The sequence below is a fragment of the Rhizocola hellebori genome, assembly GCF_016862955.1.
In the GTDB taxonomy this organism is placed as follows: Bacteria; Actinomycetota; Actinomycetes; order Mycobacteriales; family Micromonosporaceae; genus Rhizocola; species Rhizocola hellebori.
The window spans coordinates 1-25,105 of sequence record NZ_BONY01000100.1 but is presented as its reverse complement, the minus strand read 5'-3'; the positions used below and the strand labels follow the sequence as shown (position 1 = coordinate 25,105).

General features: G+C 68.1%; 24 protein-coding genes. 1 reads left to right on the top strand and 23 read right to left on the bottom strand.

The features are described from left to right. Window positions 1-14 precede the first annotated feature (14 nt). The 23 genes from ribH to pyrR all read right to left on the bottom strand — a co-directional run bounded on the left by ribH (window position 15) and on the right by pyrR (window position 24,417). Window positions 15-485, bottom strand: coding sequence for a 6,7-dimethyl-8-ribityllumazine synthase (gene ribH, locus Rhe02_RS43165; RefSeq protein WP_203914331.1), 471 nt, complete (start codon window positions 483-485; stop codon window positions 15-17). Continuing rightward, window positions 485-1,705 carry a bifunctional 3,4-dihydroxy-2-butanone-4-phosphate synthase/GTP cyclohydrolase II gene (locus Rhe02_RS43160; RefSeq protein WP_203914330.1) on the bottom strand — a complete coding sequence of 407 codons (1,221 nt, stop codon included), beginning with the start codon at window positions 1,703-1,705 and terminating at the stop codon, window positions 485-487. Before Rhe02_RS43160 ends, ribH begins: the two co-directional genes overlap by 1 nt. Further along, complete coding sequence (locus tag Rhe02_RS43155; protein WP_203914329.1) at window positions 1,702-2,280, bottom strand: riboflavin synthase; 579 nt, start codon at window positions 2,278-2,280, stop codon at window positions 1,702-1,704. Before Rhe02_RS43155 ends, Rhe02_RS43160 begins: the two co-directional genes overlap by 4 nt. Window positions 2,281-2,282: 2 nt before the next feature. Further along, window positions 2,283-3,365 carry a bifunctional diaminohydroxyphosphoribosylaminopyrimidine deaminase/5-amino-6-(5-phosphoribosylamino)uracil reductase RibD gene (gene ribD, locus Rhe02_RS43150; RefSeq protein WP_203914328.1) on the bottom strand — a complete coding sequence of 361 codons (1,083 nt, stop codon included), beginning with the start codon at window positions 3,363-3,365 and terminating at the stop codon, window positions 2,283-2,285. A 14-nt stretch (window positions 3,366-3,379) separates the two neighbouring features. Then, the gene (locus tag Rhe02_RS43145; protein WP_203914327.1) at window positions 3,380-4,396 is read right to left on the bottom strand and encodes a GGDEF domain-containing response regulator; all 1,017 of its coding nucleotides are present in this window, start codon (window positions 4,394-4,396) and stop codon (window positions 3,380-3,382) included. Continuing rightward, the gene (gene rpe / locus Rhe02_RS43140) at window positions 4,393-5,070 is read right to left on the bottom strand and encodes a ribulose-phosphate 3-epimerase (protein ID WP_203914326.1); all 678 of its coding nucleotides are present in this window, start codon (window positions 5,068-5,070) and stop codon (window positions 4,393-4,395) included. The genes Rhe02_RS43145 and rpe overlap by 4 nt, the downstream gene beginning before the upstream one ends. Further along, window positions 5,067-6,494, bottom strand: a complete 1,428-nt coding sequence (locus tag Rhe02_RS43135; protein WP_239124425.1) for an RsmB/NOP family class I SAM-dependent RNA methyltransferase — start codon at window positions 6,492-6,494, stop codon at window positions 5,067-5,069. Before Rhe02_RS43135 ends, rpe begins: the two co-directional genes overlap by 4 nt. Further along, window positions 6,491-7,417: a methionyl-tRNA formyltransferase gene (gene fmt / locus Rhe02_RS43130; protein ID WP_203914339.1), complete on the bottom strand. Its 927-nt coding sequence runs from the start codon at window positions 7,415-7,417 to the stop codon at window positions 6,491-6,493. Before fmt ends, Rhe02_RS43135 begins: the two co-directional genes overlap by 4 nt. A 2-nt stretch (window positions 7,418-7,419) precedes the next feature. After that, window positions 7,420-7,974 carry a peptide deformylase gene (gene def, locus Rhe02_RS43125; RefSeq protein ID WP_203914324.1) on the bottom strand — a complete coding sequence of 185 codons (555 nt, stop codon included), beginning with the start codon at window positions 7,972-7,974 and terminating at the stop codon, window positions 7,420-7,422. Window positions 7,975-8,030: 56 nt separating this feature from the next. Further along, window positions 8,031-10,340: a primosomal protein N' gene (locus Rhe02_RS43120; RefSeq protein WP_373320787.1), complete on the bottom strand. Its 2,310-nt coding sequence runs from the start codon at window positions 10,338-10,340 to the stop codon at window positions 8,031-8,033. Between the two features lie 89 nt (window positions 10,341-10,429). After that, on the bottom strand, window positions 10,430-11,620 hold the full coding sequence (gene metK / locus Rhe02_RS43115; RefSeq protein WP_203914322.1) for a methionine adenosyltransferase: 1,191 nt from the start codon (window positions 11,618-11,620) through the stop codon (window positions 10,430-10,432). 103 nt (window positions 11,621-11,723) lie between these two features. Continuing rightward, on the bottom strand, window positions 11,724-12,908 hold the full coding sequence (coaBC, locus tag Rhe02_RS43110; RefSeq protein WP_203914321.1) for a bifunctional phosphopantothenoylcysteine decarboxylase/phosphopantothenate--cysteine ligase CoaBC: 1,185 nt from the start codon (window positions 12,906-12,908) through the stop codon (window positions 11,724-11,726). Between the two features lie 7 nt (window positions 12,909-12,915). After that, entirely contained in the window at window positions 12,916-13,182 is a 267-nt protein-coding gene (rpoZ, locus tag Rhe02_RS43105) for a DNA-directed RNA polymerase subunit omega (RefSeq protein ID WP_203914320.1), read from the bottom strand. A 10-nt stretch (window positions 13,183-13,192) separates the two neighbouring features. Beyond that, window positions 13,193-13,774 (bottom strand): guanylate kinase, encoded by a 582-nt coding sequence (gmk, locus tag Rhe02_RS43100; RefSeq protein ID WP_203914319.1) that lies wholly within the window; start codon window positions 13,772-13,774, stop codon window positions 13,193-13,195. 112 nt (window positions 13,775-13,886) lie between these two features. After that, window positions 13,887-14,201, bottom strand: coding sequence for an integration host factor, actinobacterial type (gene mihF, locus Rhe02_RS43095; RefSeq protein WP_203914318.1), 315 nt, complete (start codon window positions 14,199-14,201; stop codon window positions 13,887-13,889). A 124-nt stretch (window positions 14,202-14,325) separates the two neighbouring features. Beyond that, on the bottom strand, window positions 14,326-15,165 hold the full coding sequence (gene pyrF / locus Rhe02_RS43090) for an orotidine-5'-phosphate decarboxylase (protein WP_203914317.1): 840 nt from the start codon (window positions 15,163-15,165) through the stop codon (window positions 14,326-14,328). Continuing rightward, window positions 15,165-16,421, bottom strand: a complete 1,257-nt coding sequence (locus tag Rhe02_RS43085) for an adenosylmethionine--8-amino-7-oxononanoate transaminase (RefSeq protein ID WP_373320786.1) — start codon at window positions 16,419-16,421, stop codon at window positions 15,165-15,167. Before Rhe02_RS43085 ends, pyrF begins: the two co-directional genes overlap by 1 nt. Next, complete coding sequence (locus Rhe02_RS43080; RefSeq protein WP_203914315.1) at window positions 16,402-17,373, bottom strand: quinone-dependent dihydroorotate dehydrogenase; 972 nt, start codon at window positions 17,371-17,373, stop codon at window positions 16,402-16,404. Before Rhe02_RS43080 ends, Rhe02_RS43085 begins: the two co-directional genes overlap by 20 nt. Further along, complete coding sequence (gene carB / locus Rhe02_RS43075; protein ID WP_203914314.1) at window positions 17,370-20,669, bottom strand: carbamoyl-phosphate synthase large subunit; 3,300 nt, start codon at window positions 20,667-20,669, stop codon at window positions 17,370-17,372. The genes Rhe02_RS43080 and carB overlap by 4 nt, the downstream gene beginning before the upstream one ends. After that, window positions 20,662-21,768, bottom strand: coding sequence for a glutamine-hydrolyzing carbamoyl-phosphate synthase small subunit (gene carA / locus Rhe02_RS43070; RefSeq protein ID WP_203914313.1), 1,107 nt, complete (start codon window positions 21,766-21,768; stop codon window positions 20,662-20,664). Before carA ends, carB begins: the two co-directional genes overlap by 8 nt. After that, the gene (locus tag Rhe02_RS43065) at window positions 21,765-23,012 is read right to left on the bottom strand and encodes a dihydroorotase (protein WP_203914338.1); all 1,248 of its coding nucleotides are present in this window, start codon (window positions 23,010-23,012) and stop codon (window positions 21,765-21,767) included. The genes carA and Rhe02_RS43065 overlap by 4 nt, the downstream gene beginning before the upstream one ends. Further along, a complete protein-coding gene (locus tag Rhe02_RS43060) occupies window positions 22,976-23,878 on the bottom strand; it encodes an aspartate carbamoyltransferase catalytic subunit (protein ID WP_203914312.1) in 903 nt (300 codons plus the stop codon). The genes Rhe02_RS43065 and Rhe02_RS43060 overlap by 37 nt, the downstream gene beginning before the upstream one ends. After that, window positions 23,875-24,417, bottom strand: coding sequence for a bifunctional pyr operon transcriptional regulator/uracil phosphoribosyltransferase PyrR (pyrR, locus tag Rhe02_RS43055; RefSeq protein WP_203914311.1), 543 nt, complete (start codon window positions 24,415-24,417; stop codon window positions 23,875-23,877). The genes Rhe02_RS43060 and pyrR overlap by 4 nt, the downstream gene beginning before the upstream one ends. A 191-nt stretch (window positions 24,418-24,608) precedes the next feature. Between pyrR and bldD the strand changes: the two genes are divergently transcribed. Further along, complete coding sequence (gene bldD, locus Rhe02_RS43050) at window positions 24,609-25,097, top strand: transcriptional regulator BldD (RefSeq protein ID WP_203914310.1); 489 nt, start codon at window positions 24,609-24,611, stop codon at window positions 25,095-25,097. The last annotated feature ends 8 nt before the right edge of the window (window positions 25,098-25,105 follow it).

Genomic DNA, 25,105 nt, shown 5'->3' with positions numbered 1-25,105 from the left:
CGGGCGTGGCTCAATCAGCCGATGGCGCGCAAAGTCGCGGCGGCCTCCAGGGCGGCCACCACCGCTTCCCAGCCCTTGTCCTCGTTGGAGTCGGGCAGCCCGGCCCGGTCACGCGCCTGCGCCTGGGTGTCTACGGTCAGCACGCCGTGCGCCACCGGGGTCGACTCGTCAAGCGCCACCCGGGTCAGCCCATCGGTCACCGACTGGCTCACATATTCGAAGTGAGCGGTCTCGCCGCGGATCACCACGCCGAGCGCCACCACCGCGTCATTCCTGCGCGCCAGCGCCTGCGCCACCACGGGCAGCTCCACCGAACCGGCCACCCGCGCCACGGTGACATCGCTTACGCCGCAAGCCTTCGCGGCCGCCTGGGCGCGATCGAGCATCTGGTCGACGAGGTCGGCGTGCCAGCGGGTGGCGACGATGCCCAGTTTCAGCCCGGACGCGTCCACAGTGGACAGATCCGGCGCCCCGTATCCGGCCATCAGCTCAGGCCCTCCAAGTCGAGCGGCAGGTCAAGTTCGTGGCCCATTCTGTCGCGTTTGGTGCGCAGGTAGTGGAGGTTCTCCGGATGCGGGCGTGTCGGCAGCGCCTCACGGCCGACCACCTTGAGCCCATAGCCGTCAAGGCCGGCCCGCTTGGCCGGGTTGTTGGTCATCAGCCGCATCGTGCGCACGCCCAGGTCGTAGAGGATCTGCGCACCGGTGCCGTAGTCACGGGCATCGGCGGGCAGGCCCAGGTCGAGGTTGGCGTCGACGGTGTCGCGGCCAGCGTCCTGCAGCTGGTAGGCCTGGAGTTTGTGCATCAGGCCGATGCCGCGGCCCTCGTGCCCACGCACGTAGAGCACCACGCCACGGCCCTCCTCGGCCACCTTGCGCAGGGCGGCCTGCAGCTGCGGGCCGCAGTCGCAGCGCACCGAGCCGAAGACGTCGCCGGTCAGGCATTCGCTGTGCACCCGTACCAAAACATCATCGCCATCACCGATGTCGCCGTAGATCAGCGCGACATGCTCGGCGTTGTCGTGCGTGGCGTGGTAGCCCACCGCTTTGAACTCTCCGTATTCGGTGGGCAGGCGGGCCTCGGCGACCCGGGTCACCAGCTGCTCGGTGCGCCGGCGGTAGGCGATCAGATCGGCGATCGTCACCAGGACCAGCTCATGCTCGGCAGCGAAGGCCCGCAGATCGGGCAGGCGCATCATGGTGCCGTCGTCGTTGACCATCTCGCACATGGCCGCGGCCGGGTGCAGCCCGGCGAGCACCGCCAGATCGACACCGGACTCGGTGTGGCCGGGCCGGCGCAACACGCCCCCGGCCTTGGCCCGCAACGGCACCACATGCCCGGGACGCGAAAGATCGATGGCCTTGGTTTCGCCGCTGCCCAGCAGGCGCAGCGTGTGCGCGCGGTCGGCGGCCGAAATCCCGGTGGAAATGCCTTCCCGCGCATCCACGGTCACGCAGTAGGCGGTGCCTCGCCTGTCCTGATTGGTGTAGTACATCGGCGGCAGATCGAGGCGGTCGGCGTCTTCCTCGGTGATGGCGACGCAGATATAGCCGGAGGTGTAGCGCACGGTGAAGGCGACCAGCTCGGGAGTGGCAAGCTCGGCCGCGAAGATCAGATCGCCCTCGTTCTCGCGATCCTCGTCGTCGACCACGATGACCGGGCGGCCCGTCTTGATGGCCGTGATGGCATCCTCGATGGAATTCATGCCCTCTTCACCAGCTTCTCCACGTATTTGGCAATGACATCGACCTCGAGGTTCACCAATGCCCCAACGCCCTTGTGCCCAAGCGTGGTCAGCTCCAGCGTGGTGGGAATCAGGCTCACCGTGAAACCGGTCTCGTCGACCGCCACGACGGTAAGGGAAATACCGTCGACAGTGATCGACCCCTTCTCCACGATGTACCTGTCGAGGCCGGAAGGCAATGTGATGCGCACGTCCTCCCAGCCCCCTCCAGGGGCCTTCGAGTCGATCACACCGACCCCGTCCACGTGTCCCTGCACGATGTGTCCGCCCAGGCGGGTGGCAGCGGTGACGGCCCTTTCCAGGTTCACCTTCTCGCCCGGCGCGACCGAGCCGAGCGAGCTGCGGTCGAATGTCTCCTTCATCACCTCGACGGTGAAGGTGTCGCTTTCCACGCCCACCACGGTCAGGCAGACGCCGTTGACCGCGATCGAGTCGCCGTGCTTGGCGTCGCCGGTGACCACGTGCCCGCGCAAGGTCAGCAGCTCGCCTTCGCGCGCCACCACTTCGCCGAGTTCCTCCACGATGCCGGTGAACACGCTTACGCCTCCTTGGTAGGGCTCCTGAGCTTGGCCGTGAGCCGCAGGTCGGGCCCGATGCGATCAACGTCCAGGACGTCCAGATCGATCGCATCCGTGATTGTCGTCACTCCCGCGCCCACCAGGGCGGCCGGGCCGTCGCCGAGCAGCTTCGGCGCCACGTAGTAGATCATGCGGTCGACCAGACCGGCGGCGAGGAACGAGCCGGCCAGTTTCGGCCCGCCTTCCAGCAGCACGCTGCGTACCCCGCGATGGTGCAGCTCGGCCAGGACGGCCCTCAGATCCACCCGGCCGTCCGGACCCTTGCCGAAGGTGGCGACCGTGGCCACCAGGGTGGGTGCGGCCGCGTCGCGTACCCGCGCGTCGACCGGCGTGCGGCCCTGCGAGTCCACCACGACACGCAGCGGCTGGCGGATGGCCAGACTTCCCGTGCGCAGATCACGGGTGGTCAGCCGGGGATCGTCGCCGAGGATGGTGCCCACCCCGACCATGATCGCGTCGACCGTGCCGCGCAGCCGGTGCACATCGATGCGTGAGGCCTCCGACGTGATCCACATGCTGGACCCGTCGGCGGCGGCCGCTCGGCCGTCCAAAGTGGACGCACTCTTCCAGATCACGTAGGGGCGCTCGCGGCGTACCGAGGTGAGCCAGGCGATGTTGCCGTCCTCGGCCTCGCTCGCCCGCACCCCGAGGACCACATCCATCCCCGAAGCGCGCAGCCGCTCGGCCCCACCGGTCGCCCGGGGAGTGGGGTCGGTCACCGCGATCACCACCCGGGCCACGCCGGCGTGGATGAGCGCCTCGGAACACGGCCCGGTGCGCCCGGTGTGGTTGCAGGGTTCGAGCGTGACCACGGCCGTGCCGCCCTTGGCCCGCTCACCGGCCTGGGCCAGCGCGACGATTTCGGCGTGCGGCCCACCGGCGTAGGCGTGGAAGCCCTCCCCCACCACGATCCCGTGGGCGTCCAGCAGCACACAGCCCACCACCGGGTTGGGGCTGGTGGTGCCCAGACCTCGCGCCGCCAGCTCGATGGCCCGTGCCATCGCCTTGTCCTCGGCCGGACTCACCACAGGTTGCACGCTCATGGGGGGCAAGTCTGTCACGAGCGGGACTCTTCGGAGGATGCAGACTCGGGCTCGCTCACCCGCTGTGCGGGCAGCCCAAGATGTTCACTTCGCCGGTCGACCGCCACCCACGAACCGGTGTGCTTCTTCGCCACCGCCTTCATCTCCGAAGCCACCTCCGACACCTCGCTCGGGTGCTCGTATTTGCGTGCCGTGGACAGAGCCACACCGATAGAGATGGTCACCAGATTGACCTGATGGGTGACGCCGCGCCGGTCGGTCAGCTCCAGGTAACCACGCTGGGCGTCCTTGGCGTCGTAGAGCGCGTCGGCGGCCGACTCGAAGTCGACGACCGCCTTCATCGTCACCGGCTTGACCTGGTCGGGGTGACAGACGATGACGAAGTCGTCGCCGCCGACATGGCCGAGGAAGGCCGGCGGCAGCCCGGCGGCGATGGTGGCCCGGCGCAGCGAACGCGCGAGCGCCCCGATGAACAGGTCGCCCCGGGCGAAACCGTAGGCGTCGTTCACGCTCTTGAAGCGATCGATGTCGATGTAGCAGACGGCGAAGTCGCTGCCGCCCTTGAGCCGGTCGGCGATCTCGCGCTGGATGCGGTTGTTGCCGGGCAGCCCGGTCAGCGGCGAGACCTCGCGCGCCTCCTGGTTGCGCCGCAGCGTCGCCCTCACCCTGGCCAAAAGCTCGGAGGTATCGAAGGGTTTAACGATGTAATCGTCCGCCCCGGCCGCCAGCCCGGCCACCTTGTCGGAGGTCAGCGCCTTCGCGGTGAGCATGATGATGGGCAGCGCGGTCACCATCGGGTCGGCCCGCAACCGCCGGGTCAGCTCCAGGCCATCCATGCCCGGCATCATCAGGTCAACCAGGGCCAGGTTGGGCCGCTTGCTTTCCAAGACAGCCAGCGCCTCCGCCCCACTGCTCGCGCTGAGGACCTCGTAGCCCTGCAGGCGAAGATTGACCTCAACCACACGCAGGATGTCCGGATCGTCATCGACGATCAGGATGACCTCCTGCTCGTTGCCATCGGTGGCGGTCAAACCGTCGGACCTCCGTCGGGTGCGGCCAGTTCTGCCAGGGAACGCAGTTTACGGCAGACCGCGCCCGGATCGCTGGCCGAATACACGGCCGTCCCGGCGACGAACGCGTCGGCGCCCGCCTCCGCCGCCGCGGCGATCGTCGCCTCGTCTATCCCGCCATCGACCTCAATGCGCAGGTTCAGGTGACCCGACCGGGCGTGAGCACGGGCGACGCGTACCTTCTCCAACAGTTCGGGCATGAACTCCTGCCCGCCGAAGCCAGCCTTGATCGTCATGATGAGCAGAGTGTCAAAATGTGGCAACAGGTCGAGGTACGGCTCGATCAGGGTGTCCCGGTCGATGGCCAGACCAGCCAGCGAGCCCGCGGATCGCAGCTGCCCGGCCAGGGCCGCGGGATCCTCACAGGCCTCGGCATGGAAGGTCACGTTGTATGCCCCGGCCTCGGCGTAGCCCAAGGCCCACCGATCCGGGTTCTCGATCATCAGATGGCAGTCCAGCGGCAGCGAGGTGGCCGGCCGCAGGCTGGTCACCACTGGCAAACCGATGGTCAGATTGGGTACGAAATGGTTGTCCATCACGTCCACATGCAGCCAGTCAGCGGTCTGCTCGACCGCCTGCGCCTCTTGCGCCAGACGGGAAAAGTCGGCGGCAAGGATGCTCGGCGCAATGATCACATCGTTCTCCTTAACAGGGCGAGGAACATGGCATCTGTCCCGTGTCGATGCGGCCACAGCTGCACGGTCGGGCCATCACCCAGACCGGGCATACCCGCCGGGAAAGCGGCTCGGGCATCGATAAGCTCGCATCCTTGGCCCCTTTTGATGGCCTCGGTGACGGCAAGTTTCGTCTCGACCGGGTGAGGCGAGCACGTGACATAAGCTACTAAGCCACCCGGACGGACCGCGAGCAGGGCAGCGGTAAGCAACTCACGCTGCAGCTTCGTCAGCGGTGGCAAATCGCTGGGCTGCTTGCGCCAGCGAGACTCGGGCCGACGCCGCAGCGAACCGAGGCCGGTGCACGGGGCATCCACGAGCACGCGGTCGAACCCGGCCTCGGGAAGCTCCCTTTCTTGCCCGGCGAGGCGGCCATCCATCGCCAGAACCTTGGCGGGCAACCCCTTCACCGCGTTGACGACCATGTTCGCGCGCTGCTCGGTCACCTCGACCGCGGTGAGGTAGGCGCCGCGCTGGGCGGCGATCGCCGCGAGCAGACCGGCTTTGCCACCGGGACCGGCGCACAGGTCAAGCCACTGCTCGTCGCGGCCTTCCAACGGCGCCTCCACGAGTGCGGCCGCGACCAGCTGGCTGCCCTCATCTTGCACATGGGCACGCCCCTGGCGGATTTCGGCCAGCTCACCGGGCGCGCCCGACGGAAGGTAGACCGCGTAGGGCGAAAACGCTCCCGGGCTGCCGCCGACCCGGTCGGCCAGCTCGGCGGCATCGCCTAAACCAGGCCGGGCGCAGAGGTGAACCTCGGGCCTGTCGTTGTCTGCCGCCAGCGCACGGGCCGTCTCGGCAAGGTCGCCGCCGAGCGCGTCGCGGAAGGCCCGCACTATCCACTCCGGATGGTTGTGCACCATCGCCAGATGGCCCACCGGGTCTTCGGCCTCGTTCGGCGCGACGACGGTGAGCCAGGCGTCGATGTCTTTCTCCGCTATGCGGCGCAACACCGCGTTGGCGAAACCCGTGGCGCCGGGCGCCACCGACCGCACCAGGTCCACTGTGGACGCCACCGCGGCGTGCGAGGGAACCCGGGTGTGCAGCAGCTGATACGCGCCAAGCCGCAAGGCATCACGGGCGGGGGGATCGATGCGGGCCACATCGCGCTCGGCGGCCCGGCCGATGATGGCGTCGAGAGTGCCTCGATGGCGAAGCGTGCCATAGGTCAGCTCGGTGGCGAAAGCCGCGTCGCGGCTGGACAGCCCGGCCTCGCGCATCAGGCTGGGCAGGATCAGATTGGCGTAGGCCTCGTCGCGGTGCACCGCAAGCAGAGCCTGATAGGCCGTGATCCGGGCCGGATCGTCCATCGGCCGCCCAGCACGCGGCGCACGGCCACTGGGACCGATCGGGCGGCCCCCATCCCTGCTGCCCCGCCTCACTCGAACCTCTCCTCGGCCGACACACGCGTCCCTCGCGCCCAGTCGATGGCGGACATCGGCTTCTTGCCGGCCGCCCTCACCTCACCCAACTCCACCGGGTCGGTCGCCGTTCCGGCCAGCACCCGCCGCTTCTCCACCAGCAGGTCGCCGGGGCGCAACCGAGGGCCGTCGGCGGCAATGCGCACCGGGCTCAGCTTGAGCCGCTCCTGGCGAAACTCCGTCCACGCGCCCGGCGCCGGGGTGGTCGCCCGGATCCGCCTGTCCACCGCGAACGCGGGCTCGGCCCAATTCACCCTGGCATCCTCCACCGTGATCTTCGGCGCGAGGCTGACCCCGTCGCTTGGCTGGGCCAGCGGCGTGACCTCCCCCGCCTCGATCGCGTCGAGGACCCGCACCAGCAGACCGGCACCGTCAACTGCCAAGCGCGCCAACAGGTCTCCGGAGGTGTCGCGCGCCTCGATGGGCGTGGTCAGCGTGCCGTAGACCGGGCCGGTGTCCATACCCTCCTCCAGCAGGAAAACCGAAGCACCGGTGATCTCGTCGCCGTGCCACACCGAATGCTGCACGGGCGCTGCGCCACGCCACGCCGGAAGCAGCGAGAAATGCAGATTGATCCAGCCGTGTTTGGGGATGTCCAGCGCCACCCGCGGCACCAGCGCGCCATAGGCCACCACCGGCATGCAATCGGGCTCGAGCTGGCGCAGCCGGTCGAGGAACTCGGGCTCACGGGGCTTGGCCGGGGTCAGCACCTCGATGCCGCGCTCATCGGCCCACGCCGCGGCCGGCGACCGCACCAGGTGACGGCCACGGCCCGAAGGCGCGTCGGGGCGGGTCAGCACGGCCACCAGCTCATGCCCGGAGTTGGCGATGGCCTCCAGCGCGGGCAGCGCCACCTCTGGAGTTCCAGCGAAGATGAGCCGCATCGTCACCGGCCCAGACCGAAGGGGCTCGCCGTGTGCGGCGACACCTTGATGACCGTGCGGGACGGGTCGTACCACTCGGCACGCCTGATCTCACGGATGGCGTTCTTGCGGGCGGCCGGCTCGAGCCGGTCGATGAAAATGACGCCATCCAGGTGATCGTTCTCGTGCTGCAAGCAGCGCGCCATCAAACCCGTCCCGACTATCTGTAGTGGATCACCAGACTCGTTGAACCCCTTGGCAATCACGTTCATCCGGCGCTTCGTGTCGAAGTAGATCCCGGGCAGCGAAAGGCACCCCTCATCGCCGTCCTGCTCCTCCTCGTCGGGGAACTCCAGCACCGGATTGACCAGATGCCCGACCACCTCGTCGACGTCGAAGGCGAACAACCGCAGCCCGACACCGATCTGCGGCGCGGCCAAACCCACTCCGCCGGCCTTTTGCATCGTCTCGGTCAGGTCTCTGACCAGCACCCGCAGCTCCTTGTCGAAGGTGACCACGGGGTCGGCGGGGCTACGCAGCACCGGGTCACCGTAGTAACGGATCGGCTGGATGGTCACAGGCGTTCTCCTCACGCGAATCTTTAGCCAGTCTACGGAGTGCCGGACTGGCGGCCTCACAGCTCCTGTGGATCGAGCTGGACGCGCACCATGTCTGCGGCTTTGCGGGCGCTGCGCACCCCCGAAGCCTCGTGCAGGGCACGGGCCAGAGCCGGGCCAGCCGACCTGCGTACCCGCACCAGCATCCGCTCCTGGTCCTGCCCCACCGGCAACGGTCCTAACACCTCGGCGCCCTCCGGCATGCCCGCCTCTTCAAGCATCTCGGCGACGGCCGCGGCCGACCCGGTCAGCGACGCCAGCTGGGCCACCGGCGGGAAGCCCAGCGATCTCCGCTCGGCCAGCTCCCGCTGGGCCAGCCAGCCCGCGTCCCACCGAATCAGCGCCTGTACCGGAGCCAGCGAACCATCGGCCACCACCACCACCTTGCCGCCCTGCGCCGCGGGCTTGGCCAGCGCCGCCGCGGCGAACCAGCGGCGTGCGGTCTCCTCTCCGGCGCGCAGATCGGCCCGGGTCAGCAGAGCCCAGGCATCGAGCAGCAACACCGCCCCATAGCCCTGCTCGACGACCGGCTCCGCGCCGGGTGTCGCCAGGACCAGCGCCGGGCCGGGCGGGATGTGATCGAGCACCTTCTCCCCGCCGGAGGTCCACACGGTCACGCCGGGCAACGCGCGGCCCAGCTCCTCGGCGGTGCGCCGCACCCCGACGATGGCCGCCCGCAAGCGGCGTCCGCCGCACGCGGGGCAGACATAGTCCGCGGCCGGCCGGGCGCACCATCGGCAGCTCGCCATCGCGCCCGAGCCGCTGAGGGTCAGCGGGCCGGAACAGTGCTGGCATCGCGCCCGCTCGCGACATTCCTGGCAGGACACCGCGGGCACGTACCCCCTTCGGGGGACCTGCACCAGCACTGGCGCACCAGCCTTCAGCGCCTCGCGGGCCGCATTCCACGCCAGGCTGGGAAGCCGCGCCGAAGCGGCCGCCGGATCGCGCGCCAGCTGGGTGTCGTCGGCGGGCTGAACCTGCGGCGCGGCAAGCCGAACCGTCTCGCGGGTCGCCGCCACCTCCTTTGCCCAACCGGTCGACAGCAGTTGCTGCGCCTCGGCCGTGCGGGAGTAGCCACCCACCAGAGCCGCAGCCTCGGCGGCCTGAGCCCGGCTGAGCAACACCTGCCGCGCGTGCGGGTATGGCGCGCGCGGCTCGGCGTGCACATCGTCGCCGTCGTCCCAGATTGCCACCAGCCCGATCTGCCCGGCGGGCGCGAACGCCGCCGCCCGCGTGCCGATCACGGCCCGCACCTGCCCCCGGCTCGCCCGCAGAAACCGCCGATAGCGCTCGGTCGGACCGAGCGCCGCCGACAGCGCCACATGATGACCCTTGCCGATCAGCGCCACCAACGCGCCATCAAGCCGCGCGAGATCACGTGCATCGGCCACCACCACTACGGCTCCGCGTCCACTGTGGAGGGTCGCCGCGATCGCCTCAGCGAACCGCTTTTCCCACCGCTCCCCCGGCAAAGCCGCCCACACGGCACGAGGGCTGCGCCCTTCCCCCAACGCCTTCAGAAACGCCGCCCCTGCCTGATACCGACCCCACCCCGCACCATCAGGCACAGCCACCAACCCATCGCCCGCCCCCAGCCCTCCACCACCACGCACCTCCGCACCCAGCACCGCCGCAACCTCACCTGCACCATGCGCAGCCGCAGCCGCAACCTCGACCGCACCCCGCGGCGCACCAGGCGCCGCAAGGTCCGCACCGGAGGCCGCGGCAGACACAGAAACGGTCGGCGCCGAATCCGCGGCGAAAGCCGTGGCAGGCGCAGAAGCCGGCGGCGCAAGGTCCTCGCCGGAGGCCGTGGCAGGCGCAGAAGCCGGCGGTGCAAGGTCCGCAGCGGGCGCGGAGCTGGGCGGTGCAAGGTCCGCAGCGGGCGCGGAGCTGGGCGGTGCAAGGTCCGCGGCGGAGGTCGGGGCAGGCGCAGAGGCGGGAACCGCGGCTGGGGCGGGGGTGGGTGGGGTGGGGTGTGCGGGGGAAGGGGCGGTGGGAGGTTCTTTTTCCACGGCCGCTTGGCGGGGTGGGACGGCGAGGCGGAGGACGTCGGCGAGGCTTCCGGCGTAGCGGTCGGCGATCTGGCGGGCGAGCGTGGCGATTTCGGGGCGCAGCACCGGCTCGGGTGAGACGACTTTTTCGAGCCAGGCGAGCTTGCCCTGGTGGTCTGACTCGGCGACGCGCTCGAGCAGCCAGCCGTCGACCAGCTGCCCGCTGAAGCGGACCTTGACCCGCACCCCGGGCTGGGCCGCCTGGTCAAGCTCGGCCGGGACGAGGTAATCGAACGGCCGGTCGAGGTGGGGCAACGGGACGTCGGCGCAGATGCGCGCGACCGGCAACACCGAAGCGGGTTGCCGGTCGCGCGCCTTGCTCTTGCTCACCCGAACATTGTCAGGCGAAGGTGTGACGGTGTTCAGTTAGCCGCGGCCTTAAGGTCGGCGACGCGGTCGGTGCGCTCCCAGGTCAGGTCGGGCAGCTCGCGGCCGAAGTGGCCGTAGGCGGCGGTCTGCTGGTAGATCGGGCGCAACAGCTCCAGGTCGCGGATGATGGCGGCCGGGCGCAGGTCGAACACGTCGTTGATGGCCTTCTCGATGCGCTCGACCGGGACCACCTCGGTGCCGAACGTCTCGACGAACAGGCTCACCGGGTGGGCCTTGCCGATGGCGTAGGCCACCTGCACCTCGCAGCGCTCGGCCAGCCCGGCGGCGACGACGTTCTTGGCGACCCAGCGCATGGCGTAGGCGGCGGAACGGTCGACCTTGGACGGGTCCTTGCCGGAGAAGGCGCCGCCACCGTGACGGGCGTAGCCGCCGTAGGTGTCAACGATGATCTTGCGGCCGGTGAGGCCGGCGTCACCCATCGGGCCACCGATCTCGAAGCGGCCGGTCGGGTTGACCAGCAGGCGGTAGCCCTCGGTGTCCAGGCCCAGCGCCTCCAGCTCGGGGGCGATGACGTGCTCGCGCACGTCCGGGGTGAGCAGCGACTCCAGCGAGATGTCGGGCGCGTGCTGCGAGGAGACGACCACCGTGTGCAGGCGCACCGGCTTGAGACCGTCGTACTCGATGGTGACCTGGGTCTTGCCATCGGGACGCAGGTAGGGGATGACGCCGTCCTTGCGGACCGCGGTGAGCCGGCGGGCGAGGCGGTGCGCGAGCGCGATCGGAAGCGGCATCAGCTCAGGGGTCTCGCTGCAGGCAAAGCCGAACATCATGCCCTGGTCGCCGGCACCTTGCGCGTCGATAGAGTCACCCGACTCACCTTCGCGCTGCTCGATGGCCTTGTCGACACCCTGGGCGATATCCGGCGACTGCGAGCCGATGGAAACGCTCACGCCGCACGAAGCGCCGTCAAAGCCCTTCTTCGACGAGTCGTAACCGATGCCAAGGATGGTTTCCCGCACAATGCTCGCGATGTCGGCGTACGCCTGAGTTGTCACCTCACCGGCCACGTGGACCTGGCCGGTGGTGATAAGGGTCTCCACCGCGACGCGGCTACGCGGATCCTGGGCAAGAAGTGCGTCCAGGACGCCATCGCTGATCTGGTCAGCGATCTTGTCAGGGTGACCCTCGGTCACCGACTCCGAGGTGAACAAACGGCGTGCCACACGGATCTCCTAGATAGGCTTATGGATACTGCCTGGCAGTGTAGCCATTCGCGCTCGAGCGGCCACACATCCGGGTCAGGGTGTTCATCTCGCGGGACGGCCGTTACAGAAGTGACACAACCCGATTCCATACGGCATGCGCCAGCTCGTCCTTGCTCTGCCGCTCGAGGTGCTCCTGAGAGCCGTCAGCACCCACGATGGTGGCCTCATTGCCGTCTGAACCGAAGACTCGCCCAGTACCCACATCGTTAATAACAATCAGGTCCGCTTTCTTGCGAGTGAGCTTCTCCCGGCCGTTTTCCAGCGCGTTCTGCGTCTCGGCGGCGAAGGCGACAAGTATCTGCCCCGGCTGCTTGGCGGCGCCGATCTCGGCCGCGATGTCGGGATTCAGCGCCAGCTCGATGATGGGCGCCGTGCCGTCGTGCTTCTTCTTGATCTTCTGGTCGGCCACCTGGGCCGGACGGAAGTCCGCCGGTGCGGCGGCCATCACGATCGCCTCGGCGTCTTTGGCCGCGGCCAGGGTGGCTTCGCGAAGCTGGGCGGTGGTCTCCACCCGCACCAGGTCGACACCGGCGGGCACGGCAAGCTCGACATTGGCTGAGATGAGCACCACATGCGCGCCGCGGGCCACGGCTGTGCGGGCGAAGGCGTAGCCCTGCTTGCCCGACGACCGGTTGCCCAGGAAACGCACCGGGTCAAGCGGTTCGCGAGTGCCACCGGCCGTCACCACGACGCGGCGGCCGGTCAGATCGCGGACGCCGCCCCGCAGCATCTGCTGGGCGAGCTCGAAAAGCTGGGCGGGATCGGGCAGGCGGCCCTTGCCGGAGTCGACGCCGGTGAGCCTGCCCACCGCCGGCTCCACCACGACGCCGCCGCGACGCCGAAGCGTGGCAACGTTTTCCACGGTCGCCGGGTGTTCCCACATCTCGGTGTGCATGGCGGGCGCGAACATCACCGGACATCGCGCGGCGAGCAGGGTGCTGGTGAGCAGATCGTCGGCTTGCCCGTGGGCGGCGCGGGCGAGCAGGTCGGCGGTGGCCGGGACGACGAGGATGAGGTCGGCGGACTGGCCGAGCCGAACATGCTCGACCTCTGGGACATTGGACCAGACCGAGGTGGCGACCGGTTGCCCGGAAAGGGCTTCCCAGGTGGGCGCGCCCACAAAGCGAAGCGCCGCCTCGGTGGGGATCACGCGCACCTGATGGCCCGACTCGGTCAGCAACCTCAACAGCTCACAGGCTTTGTAGGCGGCTATCCCGCCGCTGACGCCGAGAACGAGGCGGGCCAAGGTGAACTCAGGCCTCTGCGGTCGGCTCGGCGGTGAGCAGGCCGGCGTTGATCTCGCGCATGGCGATGGACAGCGCCTTCTCCTGCGGGGTGGTCTCGACCAGGGGGCCCACGTACTCAAGCAGGCCCTCACCGAGCTGGCTGTAGTAGGCGTTGACCTGGCGTGCGCGCTTGGCCGCGAAGATCACCAGCGCGTACTTCGACGAGGTCTTCTCCAACAGCTCGTCGATGGGCGGGTTGGTGATGCCTTCGGGGTTGGCGACAGTTCCAGCCACTTTTCAATCCTTATGTTCGAGATGCCAAGACAGGCGAACCGAGCAATCCTACCAACTCGCTCGCGGCGCGTTCGAGGTAGTCGTTGACCACGGTCACGTCGAACTCCTTCTCGGCCGCCAGTTCGTCGTCCGCGTGTTCCAGCCGGCGGCGGATCGTGTCGGCGTCCTCGGTGCCCCGGCCGACCAAGCGGCGGTGCAGCTCCTCGCGACTGGGCGGGGCCAGGAAGACCAACTGCGCTTCGGGCATCGCCTCGCGTACCTGGCGTGCGCCCTGCAGGTCGATTTTGAGGAGCACCGGAATCCCTTGCTGCAGCCGGGCTTCGACCGCTCCTCTTGGTGTGCCGTAAAGGTTTCCGGCGAACTCCGCCCACTCAAGCAGTTGACCACCATCGATGAGGCGCTCGAACTCTTTGCGGGTGGCGAAGTGGTAGTGCTTGTCGTTGACTTCGTAGTCGCGCTTGCGCCGGGTGGTTACCGAGACGGACAACCAGATCCAAGGCGCTTGTTTACGAACTACTTCGATCACTGCATCCTTGCCTACGCCAGACGGGCCGGAAAGCACGGTGAGCCTGGTCGGTGCGGCGTGATCCATGCTCAATTCTTACCTGATCGCAGATTTGGCGCGACGACGGGTCATGCCCCTTCAACGAAAACTCGCCTCGGCGGCAGTGCCACCAAGGCGAGTTTTCGTCTTTGGGGTGAGTTCAGTTGGCGAACTCGGCCAGAAGCGCCTTGCGCTGCTGGTCACCGAGGCCACGCAGACGCCGGCTGTCAGCGATCTTCAGCTTTTCCATGATCTGGGTGGCGCGGATCTTACCGATACCCGGAAGGGCCTGCAGCACGGCCGAGACCTTGAGCTTGCCGACAACGTCGTCCTTCTCGGCACGGTCCAGAACCTTGGCCAGGGTGGTCTTGCCCTGCTTGAGCTGCTCCTTGAGCTCAGCGCGAGCCTTGCGGACCTCCGCGGCCTTCTCAAGCGCGGCGGCGCGCTGCTCAGGGGTCAGTGTCGGGAGCGGCACCAGTTCTCCTCAGTCCTACGGTCTAGCCAGCGGGTTCGCTGACCAAGGCGGAAACCTAGCGGTCAGGGAACGATTCGGCAACGCCACCCAAGTCCGGCCGGGGGACAGGACAAAGTGTTCTAGGTCACTTAGGGGAGCCTAAAGCGATCATTAATTCATCGTTAATCTTCGATGTCATTCGTCGCAGCGAGGCGACGTCCGGGCCCGCTCCGAGGACCTCCCGGGAGTAGGAGGGAAGGACCGCCGAGAGGTTTCCGGGGAAGATGGCACGAAGATCATCGGGCTTGCCGCCCTGCGCCCCGAGGCCGGGCACGAGGATCGGCCCGCCCAATCCGGAAAGATCGTGACCGGTGTCACCGATGGTCGCGCCGACCACCGCTCCGATGCTGCCCAGGCCCGGTTCACCCACGTTGAGCTGGGAAATCTCGTCAATGATGCTCTGCGCCACCGTGCGCCCGTCGGGCAGCCTCGCGTGCTGGACCTCCGGACCCTCCTTATTGGAGGTCAATGCGAGCACGAAGACGCCGCCGCCGTGCCGGTGGGCTTCGGCGAACATCGGGGCCAGCGAGCCGACCCCGAGGAAGGGACTCGCAGTGATCGCATCTACATACATAGGCATCGATGGGTTCAGATACGCGTCGGCGTAGGCTGCGACCGTCGAACCGATGTCGCCGCGCTTCGCGTCGAGCAGGATGAGCGCCCCGGCCTCGCGTAACTGTCGGATAGTTGACTCTAGAATTTGGGCTCCGCTAGAGCCGAATCGCTCGAAAAATGCGGATTGCGGCTTGAACACTGCCACCCGATCGGCGAGGGCATCCACGACGATCTGGCAGAAGCTGGCGACCCCGGCGGGGTCGTCGGACAGCCCCCAGGCAGCCAAGAGCTGAGCATGGGGATCGATCCCGACGCATAGCGGACCGCGCATATCCATCGCCGCGCGCAACCGCGCTCCGAATGCCGGCATCACAGGCTCCCCACCATCGCTTTGGTAATCAGGCCGACTTCCTCATCTGTGCAGATGAAGGGCGGCATCGTATAGATGAGATCCCTAAATGGACGCAGCCAAACGCCGGCCTCGACCGCGGCTTGGGTGACCCGCGATACATCGACGTCTTGCTCTAGCTGGATCACGCCGATCGCGCCGAGCACCCGCACATCCCTTACGCCGGGCCGGTTTTCGGCAGCCGCGAGGCCCTCACGCAGCGCGGATTCGATGCGGCCGACGTCGGCCTTCCAGTCCCGCGAGAGCAGCAGCTCGATGGAGGCGCTGGCCACGGAACACGCGAGCGGGTTGCCCATGAAGGTCGGGCCGTGGGCCAGCACCGGCACCTCGCCGGCCGAGATCCCACGGGCCACCTCGGGCGTGCAGATCGCGGCCGCCAGAGTCAGATACCCGCCGGTCAGGGCCTTGCCCACACACATCACATCGGGCGTCACCCCGGCATGGTCGGCGGCGAAGAGCTCTCCGGTGCGCCCGAACCCGGTCGCTATTTCATCAAAAATCAGCAATATCTGGTACGCGGAACAGAGCCGCCGAAGCACAGACAGGTAGCCCGGATCGTGGAAGCGCATGCCGCCCGCACCCTGGACCACCGGCTCGACGATCACGGCCGCCAGCTCGGAAGCGTGCCGCGCGAACGCCTCCTCCAGCTCGTCCACATAGGACTGGTCGAACGCGGCGGGCGGCGGCCCGACGAAGAGCTGACGCGGCAACACCTGGCCCCACAACGAGTGCATCCCACCCTCCGGGTCGCACACGCTCATCGGATGGAAGGTGTCGCCGTGGTAACCGCCGCGCCAGGTCGCCAGCCGGGTCTTCTCCGGGCGCCCCACCGACCGCCAATATTGCAAGCACATCTTGATGGCCACCTCGACGCTGACCGATCCGGAGTCGGCGAGGAAGACGTGTTCCAGACCGGCCGGGGTGATGTCGACGAGCGTCTTGGCCAGGCGGACGGCAGGTTCATGGGTGAGCCCGCCGAACATCACATGGCTCATCCGGCCCATCTGGTCGCGCAGCGCGGCGTCCAGCTGCGGCACGCGGTATCCGTGGATCGCGGCCCACCAGCTGGACATGCCGTCGATGAGCTCGCGCCCGTCGGCGAGCTTGAGCCGGACCCCTTGCGCCGATTCGACCACCAGCGGCGTCATCCGGCCGGGCATCGGCCCGTAGGGATGCCAGACGTGGGCGCGGTCTAGCTCAAGCAGATCCACGGGCACACCCCTTGACCAGGGCCGGCCCGTGATAGACGAAGCCGGTGTAGAGCTGGATGAGGCTGGCCCCGGCGTCGAACATGCGCGCGGCGTCGTCGGCGGACATGATCCCGCCGACCCCGATGACGGGCAGGCCCGATTCGCGATGGATGAAGGCCACCACCTCGCGGGCACGGTGCTTGAGCGGGGCCCCGGACAGCCCGCCCTGCGGGCCGTCGTGGGCGATGGTGGTGTTGGTGGCGATCACCCCGGCCACCGCGCTGCCGGCACAGACCTCGAGGACCTCGGCGATCGCCTGGTCGGTCAGGTCCGGCGCGATCTTCACCAGGACCGGGACGTCGCCCTTGAGCGCGGTCAGGATCGCGTCCAGATGGGATCGATCCTGCAGCTCGCGCAGACCCGGGGTGTTGGGTGAGGAGACGTTGACGGCGACATAGTCGGCGTGCGGCGCGAGCAGCTCATAGGAGGCGCGATAGTCGGCGACCGCCTCCTCCAGCGGGGTCACCTTCGACTTGCCCAGCGAAATCCCAAGCGGCACTTGACGTTGGAAGCCCATCAGGCGCTGGGCGAGCGCGGCTGCGCCTTCGTTGTTGAAGCCCATCCGGTTGATCACGGCCTGGGTCTGCGGCAGGCGGAACAGGCGCGGGCGCTCATTGCCCGGCTGGGCGTGGGCAGTGACCGTGCCGACCTCCACGAAGCCGAACCCGAAGGCGGGCCAAGCCGATAGCGCCACCCCGTTCTTGTCCATGCCCGCGGCGAGGCCGACCCGGTTGGGAAAATCCACCCCGAACAGGGTCACCGGATCGGCGTGAAAGTAGAGCCGCTTGAGCAACGCCGCCGTCGGCTTCGACATTTTGGACAGCCGGTGCAGCATCCACTCGTGCGCCGCCTCCGGATCCCCGCCACCGATCCGGAAAAGCCTGGGCCGCACCACCTTCTCAAAGAGGGCCAGCGTCATGGGGCCAGCTCTGGGCGCAGGGCGGCGTGCAGTTGCTGCAACGGGCGCACTGTCATGTCGCCGCGGATGAGGGCCTCGATGCCCATCACCGCGGCTGCGGCACCCGGAACCGTGGTGCAGCAAGGGATGTCGGCGGTGACCGCGGCGCTGCGGATTTCGTAGCCGTCCGAACGCGCGCGTGCGCCCGACCCCTGCGGCGTGTTGATCACCATCTGCACGTAGCCGTCGCGGATCAGCGTGACCGCGTCCCGGCCTTCCGGGTCTTCGTAGTGCTTGCTGACGATCTCGCACGGAATGCCATGGCGGCGAAGGACTTCGCCGGTGCCCAGGGTGGCCACGATCTCGAAGCCGAGGTCGGCGAGGCGTTTGATCGGGAAGATCATGCCGCGCTTGTCCCGGTTGGCCACCGACACGAAGATCTTCCCGCTGGTCGGCAGCGAGCCGTAGGCGGCGGACTGGGATTTGGCGAACGAGTAGCCGAAGCTGGTATCGATGCCCATCACCTCGCCTGTCGACTTCATCTCCGGCGAGAGCAGGGTGTCCATACCCCGGCCGGAGGGGGTCCGGAACCGCTTGAAGGGCAACACCGCCTCCTTCACCGAGACCGGCGCGCCCTCGGGCATCACTCCCCCATCGCCGGTGGCCAGCAGCATGCCCTCGGCGCGAAGCTCGGCGATGGTGGCGCCCAGGGCTATCCGGGCCGCCGCCTTGGCCAGCGGGACGGCGGTCGCCTTGGACACGAACGGCACCGTCCGCGACGCGCGCGGATTGGCCTCCAGCACGTAGAGCGCATCGTCCTTGAGCGCGTACTGCACGTTGAGCAAACCGAGCACGCCCACGCCCCGGGCGATCGCCTCGGTGTACTCGCGGACCACGGCCAGGTGCGCCGAGCCGAGCGTGATGGGCGGCAGCGCGCAAGCCGAGTCTCCGCTGTGGATGCCCGCCTCCTCGATGTGTTCCATGACGCCGCCCATGTAGACCACCCCGTCGGCGTCGCACAGCGCGTCGACGTCGATCTCGATCGCGTCGTCGAGGAACCTGTCGACCAGCACCGGGTGCTCCGGCGAGATGTCTGTGGCCCGGCCGATGTAGTCGCGCAGCGTGGCGTCGTCGTAGACGATCTCCATGCCCCGGCCACCGAGCACATAGGACGGTCGCACCAGGACCGGGTACCCCACAGCATCGGCTATTTCTTTGGCGTCCTCATAGCTGGTCGCTGTTCCGTGAGCGGGCGCCCGCAGCCCGGCCGCGGTCAGCAGCCGGCCGAACGCGCCGCGTTCCTCGGCCAGGTGGATGGATTCCGGGCTGGTGCCCACGATCGGCAGGCCGGCCTGCTTCAAACGCCGGGCCAATCCGAGCGGGGTCTGCCCGCCGAGCTGGACGATGACGCCCACCACGCCCGGGCCACCCGCGGCCAGGCCGGAGGTGTGCTCGGCGTGATAGACCTCCAGCACGTCCTCGAAGGTCAGCGGCTCGAAGTAGAGCCGGTCAGCGGTGTCGTAGTCGGTGGAGACCGTCTCCGGGTTGCAGTTGACCATCACGGTTTCGTAGCCGACCTCGCGCAGCGCCATGACCGCGTGCACGCACGAGTAGTCGAATTCGATGCCCTGGCCGATCCGGTTCGGACCCGACCCGAGGATGATCACCTTCGGCCGGTCGCTCGGCTCGACCTCGGTCTCCTCGTCGTAGGTCGAGTAGTAGTAAGGCGTCTGCGCCGCGAACTCGGCCGCGCAGGTGTCGACCGTCTTGTAGACCGGCCGCACCCCCAGCCGGTGGCGCAGGCTGCGCACCCCGTCCTCGCCGGCGAACTCGGGACGCAGCGCGGCGACCTGGCGGTCGGAAAGGCCCGCCCGCTTCGCCTTGCGCATCAAGGCAAAGTCGAGCACTGGCGCATCGATGATCTCCTCACGCAAGGCCACCAGCTGGGCGATCTGATCGACGAACCAGGGGTCGATCGCGCAGCGAGCCGAGACCTCGTCGACCGTCTGTCCGCTGCGCAACGCGGCCTCGACCGCGTAAAGCCTGCCGTCGTGCGGCACTTCAAGAGCATCGGAAGGGTAGGTGCCTGTCCAGAAACCGGCCAGCTTGGTCTCCATCGAGCGCATCGCCTTGTTGAGCGCCTCGGAGAAGTTGCGGCCCAGGCTCATCGCCTCCCCCACCGACTTCATGGTGGTGGTCAGCTCGGTGTCCGCGCCCGGGAACTTCTCGAAAGCGAAGCGCGGAATCTTCACCACGACGTAGTCCAGCGCCGGCTCGAACGCCGCCGGAGTCTTGAGCGTGATGTCGTTGGGGATCTCATCCAGCGTGTACCCGATAGCCAGCTTCGCGGCGATCTTGGCGATCGGGAATCCGGTGGCCTTACTGGCCAGCGCGCTCGACCGGGAAACCCGCGGGTTCATCTCGATGACCACCAGCCGCCCGTCGGCCGGATTCACCGCGAACTGGATGTTGCAGCCGCCGGTGTCCACGCCCACCTCGCGCAGCACGGCGATGCCGAGGTCACGCATCCGCTGGTACTCGCGGTCGGTCAGGGTCATGGCCGGAGCCACCGTCACCGAGTCGCCGGTGTGCACACCCATCGGGTCGACGTTCTCGATGGAGCAGACCACCACGACGTTGTCGTGCTTGTCGCGCATCAGCTCCAGCTCGAATTCCTTCCAGCCGAGCACGCTCTCCTCGATGAGCACCTCGGTGGTCGGGGAAGCCGACAGGCCCGCGCCGGCGATCAGCTCAAGCTGCTCGGGGGTGTGCGCCATGCCCGAACCCAGGCCGCCCATGGTGAAGCTGGGCCGGATGACCACCGGCAACCCGAGCTCCTCGACCGTGGCCCGGACCTCAGCCATCGAATGGCACACCTTCGAGCGGGGAGTCTCGCCGCCGGCCTTGGCCACGATGTCCTTGAACAGCTGACGGTCCTCGCCGCGGTGAATGGCTTCGATCTTCGCGCCGATCAGCTCCACGTTGTACTTGTCCAGCACCCCGCTGGCGTGCAGAGCCACCGCGGTGTTGAGCGCGGTCTGCCCGCCGAGCGTGGGCAGCAGGGCGTCCGGGCGTTCGGCCGCGATCACCTTCTCCACGAACTCGGGGGTGATCGGCTCGACGTAGGTGGCGTCGGCGAACTCCGGGTCGGTCATGATGGTCGCCGGATTGGAATTCACCAGGCTGACCCGGATGCCTTCGGCCCGAAGGACCCGGCAGGCCTGGGTGCCGGAGTAGTCGAACTCGCACGCCTGGCCGATGACGATCGGCCCGGAGCCGATGACCAGAATGTGCCGCAGATCCTCGCGCTTAGGCATCCTGCCTCACCAACTCCGTGAACCGATCGAACAAGTAGTCAGCGTCGTGCGGCCCCGCTGCCGCCTCCGGGTGGTACTGCACCGTGAACGCCGGAACATCCAGGCATCGCAAGCCTTCGACCACGTTGTCGTTGAGGCACACATGGCTCACCTCGACCCGGCCGAACTCGGTCTGCTGCGCCTGTTCCAACGGGGCGTCAACGGCGAAGCCGTGGTTGTGCGAGGTCACCTCGACCTTGCCGGTGAGGCGATCCATCACCGGCTGGTTGATGCCGCGGTGGCCATAGCCCAGTTTGTAGGTGCCAAAACCCAAGGCGCGTCCCAGAATCTGGCTTCCGAAGCAGATCCCGAAAAGCGGGATGCGGCGGCGCATCACCTCTTGGGCGAGCGCCACCGGATGGTCCTGGGTGGCCGGGTCGCCGGGACCCGGGGAGAAGAAGATGGCGTCGGGGCCGACCGCCAGCAGGTCCTCCAAAGTCGAGTGCACCGGCAGGATGTGGGTGGTGACCCCGCGCGCGGCCAGCCTTCTGGGCACGTTGCGCTTGATGCCCATGTCCAGCGCCGCCACCGTGAACCGATGTTCGCCTTCGGCCTGTACCACATACGGCTGCGGCGTGCTCACCTCGGCGGAAAGGTCCGCGCCGGCCATCTCCGGCTGCTGGCGCACCCGCTCAAGCAGCGACTGCACATCGGTGTCCACACTGGACACCCCGACCCGCATCGCGCCCCGCTCCCGCAGGTGGCGGGTCAGCGCCCTGGTGTCGACCCCGGAAATGCCGACCACGCCTTGCCTTTCCAGCTCGGTGCGCAGGCCGCCGGTGGCGCGCCAGTTCGAGGCGCGGGTAGCTGGGTCGCGTACCACATAACCGGCCACCCAAATCCGGTCCGACTCATCGTCTTCGCCGTTGACGCCGGTGTTGCCGATGTGCGGCGCGGTCTGCACCACGACCTGGCGGTGGTAGGACGGATCGGTCAGGGTCTCCTGATATCCGGTCATCGCGGTGGTGAAAACGGCCTCGCCGAAGGTCTCCCCGATAGCCCCGTAGGCCTCACCGCGGAAGGAGCGCCCATCTTCGAGAACCAGAATCGCGTCGGTCATTTCGTCACCTTCCCGTCGGCAACCGTTTGCTCGCCCCGCAGATAGGTGTGCACCACCCGGCCCGGCAGCACCATCCCGGCGTAGGGCGTGTTGTGGCTCAGGCTGGCCAGCCCGTGCGGCTCCACCGTCCACCGGGCGGCCGGGTCGACCAGGGTGAAGTTGGCCGGCGATCCGGGCCGCAGCGGCTGGCCGTGATTGGCAAGCTGCGCGATGCGCGCGGGCGCGGCCGACATCCGGTCGGCGATCAGCTCCCAGTCCTGGCCGAGGACGTGGATCGCGATCGACAGCGCCGTTTCCAGGCCCAGCATGCCGGGACGGGCGTAAGCCCATTCGCATTCCTTGTCCTCGGCGGCGTGCGGGGCATGGTCGGTGGCGATGATGTCGATGGTCCCGTCGCGCAGGCCTTCGCGCAGCGCGTTGACGTCGCGCTCTGTCCGCAGTGGAGGGTTCACCTTGTAGACCGGATCGTAGGAACCGGCCAGTTCGTGGGTCAGCAGCAGGTGATGCGGGGTCACCTCGGCGGTCACCCGGATGCCGCGCGCCTTGGCCTGCCGGATGATTTCCACGCTGCCTGCGGTCGAGACGTGGCAGATGTGCAGGCGTGCGCCGACGTGCGCGGCGAGCAGCACATCGCGGGCGATGATGGACTCCTCGGCGACAGCGGGCCAGCCGGTCAGGCCCAGCCGGGCCGACTCCGTGCCCTCGTGCATCTGCGCGCCCTCGGTCAGCCGCGGCTCCTCGGCGTGCTGGGCGATGACGCCGTCGAAAGCCTTCACATATTCCAATGCCCGGCGCATCAGCCTCGGGTCGTGCACGCAGTGGCCGTCGTCGGAGAAGACGCGCACCCTGGCCCGCGAGTCGGCCATCGCGCCCAGCTCCGCCAGGCGCTCCCCGGCCAGGCCCACGGTGACCGCGCCGATCGGTTGCACGTCAACGAGTCCAGCCTCTTGACCCAGCCGGTACACCTGCTCGACCACCCCGGCCGTGTCGGCCACCGGGGAGGTGTTGGCCATCGCGCAGACCGCGGTGAAGCCGCCCAGCGCGGCGGCGCGGGATCCACTCAGGACGGTCTCGGCGTCCTCGCGACCCGGCTCCCGCAGGTGCGTGTGCAGGTCCACCAGGCCCGGCAGCGCGACCAGCCCGCCGGTGTCGACGAGGCGATCCTCCTGGCCCTTCTCGACGATCACGCCGTCCCTGATATAGATCTTCACGAGTGCTTTCCTCCGAGTAGCAGGTAGAGGCAGGCCATACGCACGCTGACGCCGTTGGTCACCTGTTCAACGATGGTGGAGCGGGGCGAGTCGGCCACCTCGGGCGTGATCTCCATGCCCCGGTTCATCGGGCCCGGATGCATGACGATGGCATGGTCTGGCATGCGGCGCACCCTTGCGCCGTCCAGGCCGTAGCGGCGGGAGTATTCGCGCGCGCTGGGGAAATAGGAATCGGTCATCCGCTCCCGCTGCACCCGCAACATCATCACCACGTCCGCCTCGGGCAGCACGGCATCCAGGTCGTAGCTGTATTCGCCGAGCTCGCTCGGCACCAGCGTGGGCGGGCCGACCAGGGTCACCTTCGCCCCTAAAGTGGTCAGCAGCAACACGTTGGAACGGGCCACCCGGCTGTGCAGAACGTCGCCGACGATGGCCACCTGCAAGCCGTCGATCTTCCCCATCCGCGACCGGATCGTGTAAGCGTCCAGCAGCGCCTGGGTCGGATGCTCATGGGTTCCGTCACCGGCGTTCAGAACGCTGCCCTCGACCCAGTTCGCCAGCCGATGCGGGGCGCCGCTGGCCGGATGGCGGATGACCACCGCGTCGGCGCCCATCGCCTGCAGCGTCCAGGCGGTGTCCTTCAGGCTTTCGCCCTTGGCCACGCTGGAACCCTTGGCGGAGAAGTTGATGACATCGGCGGACAGCCGCTTGGCCGCCGCTTCGAAGCTGATCCGGGTTCTCGTGGAGTCCTCGTAGAAGAGGTTCACCACCGTGCGGCCGCGCAACGTCGGCAGCTTCTTTATCTCCCGGCCGGACACCGCCGCCATCGATGCGGCGATGTCGAGAATCTCGGTCGCGGTAGCGGCGTCCAGGTCGGCCGCGGACAACAGGTGCTTCATGCCGGCGCCCCCTCAAGCTGAACCTCGTCCACTCCATCGATCTCGGCGAGTTTCACTCTGACCTTCTCGCTGAGCGCGGTGGGAATGTTCTTGCCCACGTAATCGGCCCGGATCGGCAACTGCCGGTGGCCGCGATCCACCAGAACCGCCAGCTGGACCACCGCCGGGCGGCCCAGGTCGGAGATGGCGTCGAGCGCGGCGCGGATGGTGCGGCCGGAGAACAGCACATCGTCCACCAGCACGACTCGACGTCCGTCGATCCCGCCGGGGGGCTCCTCGGTGCGGCCCACCGCGCGCATCGACTGCTGACGCAGATCGTCGCGATAAAGCGTGATGTCGAGGGTGCCTACCGGAATGGATCGGCCCTCGAAGGCGAGAATCCGGTCGGCCAGCCGTTGGGCCAGCGGGACACCCCTGGTCGCTATGCCCAGGAGAACGACATCCTGGGCGCCTTGGGTCTTCTCCAATATCTGATGGGCGATTCGGTCGACAACTCTTTGCACGTCGCCGTTGGAGAGCACCGTTTTTGCGTACGCCAAAGCAGACTCCTTCCCCGCCTCACGGGACGGGTCATTAAAGGAAGTTTCTGACGTGCACAAAGCTAGCACCTGACCGATCAGGCCATGCCGACCGGCACGATCGGGCCAGTTGCCCCTTGACCTCGAGTAGGTATCGCCGTTACGGTCGTCACGCTGCGTAGTGACCCAAGCTGCCCTGGGAGTGTTGCAAGATGCCATCTGATTACGCGAAGTCGCTAGGCGCCCGTCTGCGCTCCATCCGCCAGCAACAAAACCTGTCCCTACAGGGCGTGGAGGAGAAGTCGAACGGCCGTTGGAAGGCGGTCGTCGTCGGATCCTACGAGCGGGGTGATCGTGCCGTGACCGTGTCACGGCTGGCTGAGCTTGCTGACTTTTATCGGGTACCGGTGGGTGAGCTGCTTCCGGACGGCCCCTCCCCCCGGCACGAACCCACCAGCAAGATCGTGCTGGATCTCGAGCGCCTCTACGACGGTGCGGCAGAAGACCTGGCCTCGGTGGCCCGCTTCGCTCGCGCGATCCAGCAGCAACGCGGCGACTACAACGGCCGCGTGCTGTCGATCCGCGCAGTGGACCTCCAAGCCCTCGCCGTCTTCTACGACTGCACCCCCACCGAGTTGATCGAGCGCCTCGCCGACCACCAGGTCCTAGTAGCCGACCCGAGAGCGTTCTTCGCGCAGTAATATTTGCG

Coding starts and splice junctions, on each gene's coding strand:
- ribH (WP_203914331.1), bottom strand. CDS start 485: ATGGCCGGATACGGGGCGCCGGATCTGTCCACTGTGGACGCGTCCGGG.
- bldD (WP_203914310.1), top strand. CDS start 24,609: ATGCCATCTGATTACGCGAAGTCGCTAGGCGCCCGTCTGCGCTCCATC.
- Rhe02_RS43160 (WP_203914330.1), bottom strand. CDS start 1,705: ATGAATTCCATCGAGGATGCCATCACGGCCATCAAGACGGGCCGCCCG.
- gmk (WP_203914319.1), bottom strand. CDS start 13,774: ATGGATCACGCCGCACCGACCAGGCTCACCGTGCTTTCCGGCCCGTCT.
- pyrF (WP_203914317.1), bottom strand. CDS start 15,165: ATGCCGGCATTCGGAGCGCGGTTGCGCGCGGCGATGGATATGCGCGGT.
- Rhe02_RS43060 (WP_203914312.1), bottom strand. CDS start 23,878: ATGAAGCACCTGTTGTCCGCGGCCGACCTGGACGCCGCTACCGCGACC.
- carA (WP_203914313.1), bottom strand. CDS start 21,768: ATGACCGACGCGATTCTGGTTCTCGAAGATGGGCGCTCCTTCCGCGGT.
- ribD (WP_203914328.1), bottom strand. CDS start 3,365: ATGAGCGTGCAACCTGTGGTGAGTCCGGCCGAGGACAAGGCGATGGCA.
- Rhe02_RS43080 (WP_203914315.1), bottom strand. CDS start 17,373: ATGACGCTGGCCCTCTTTGAGAAGGTGGTGCGGCCCAGGCTTTTCCGG.
- fmt (WP_203914339.1), bottom strand. CDS start 7,417: ATGCGGCTCATCTTCGCTGGAACTCCAGAGGTGGCGCTGCCCGCGCTG.
- carB (WP_203914314.1), bottom strand. CDS start 20,669: ATGCCTAAGCGCGAGGATCTGCGGCACATTCTGGTCATCGGCTCCGGG.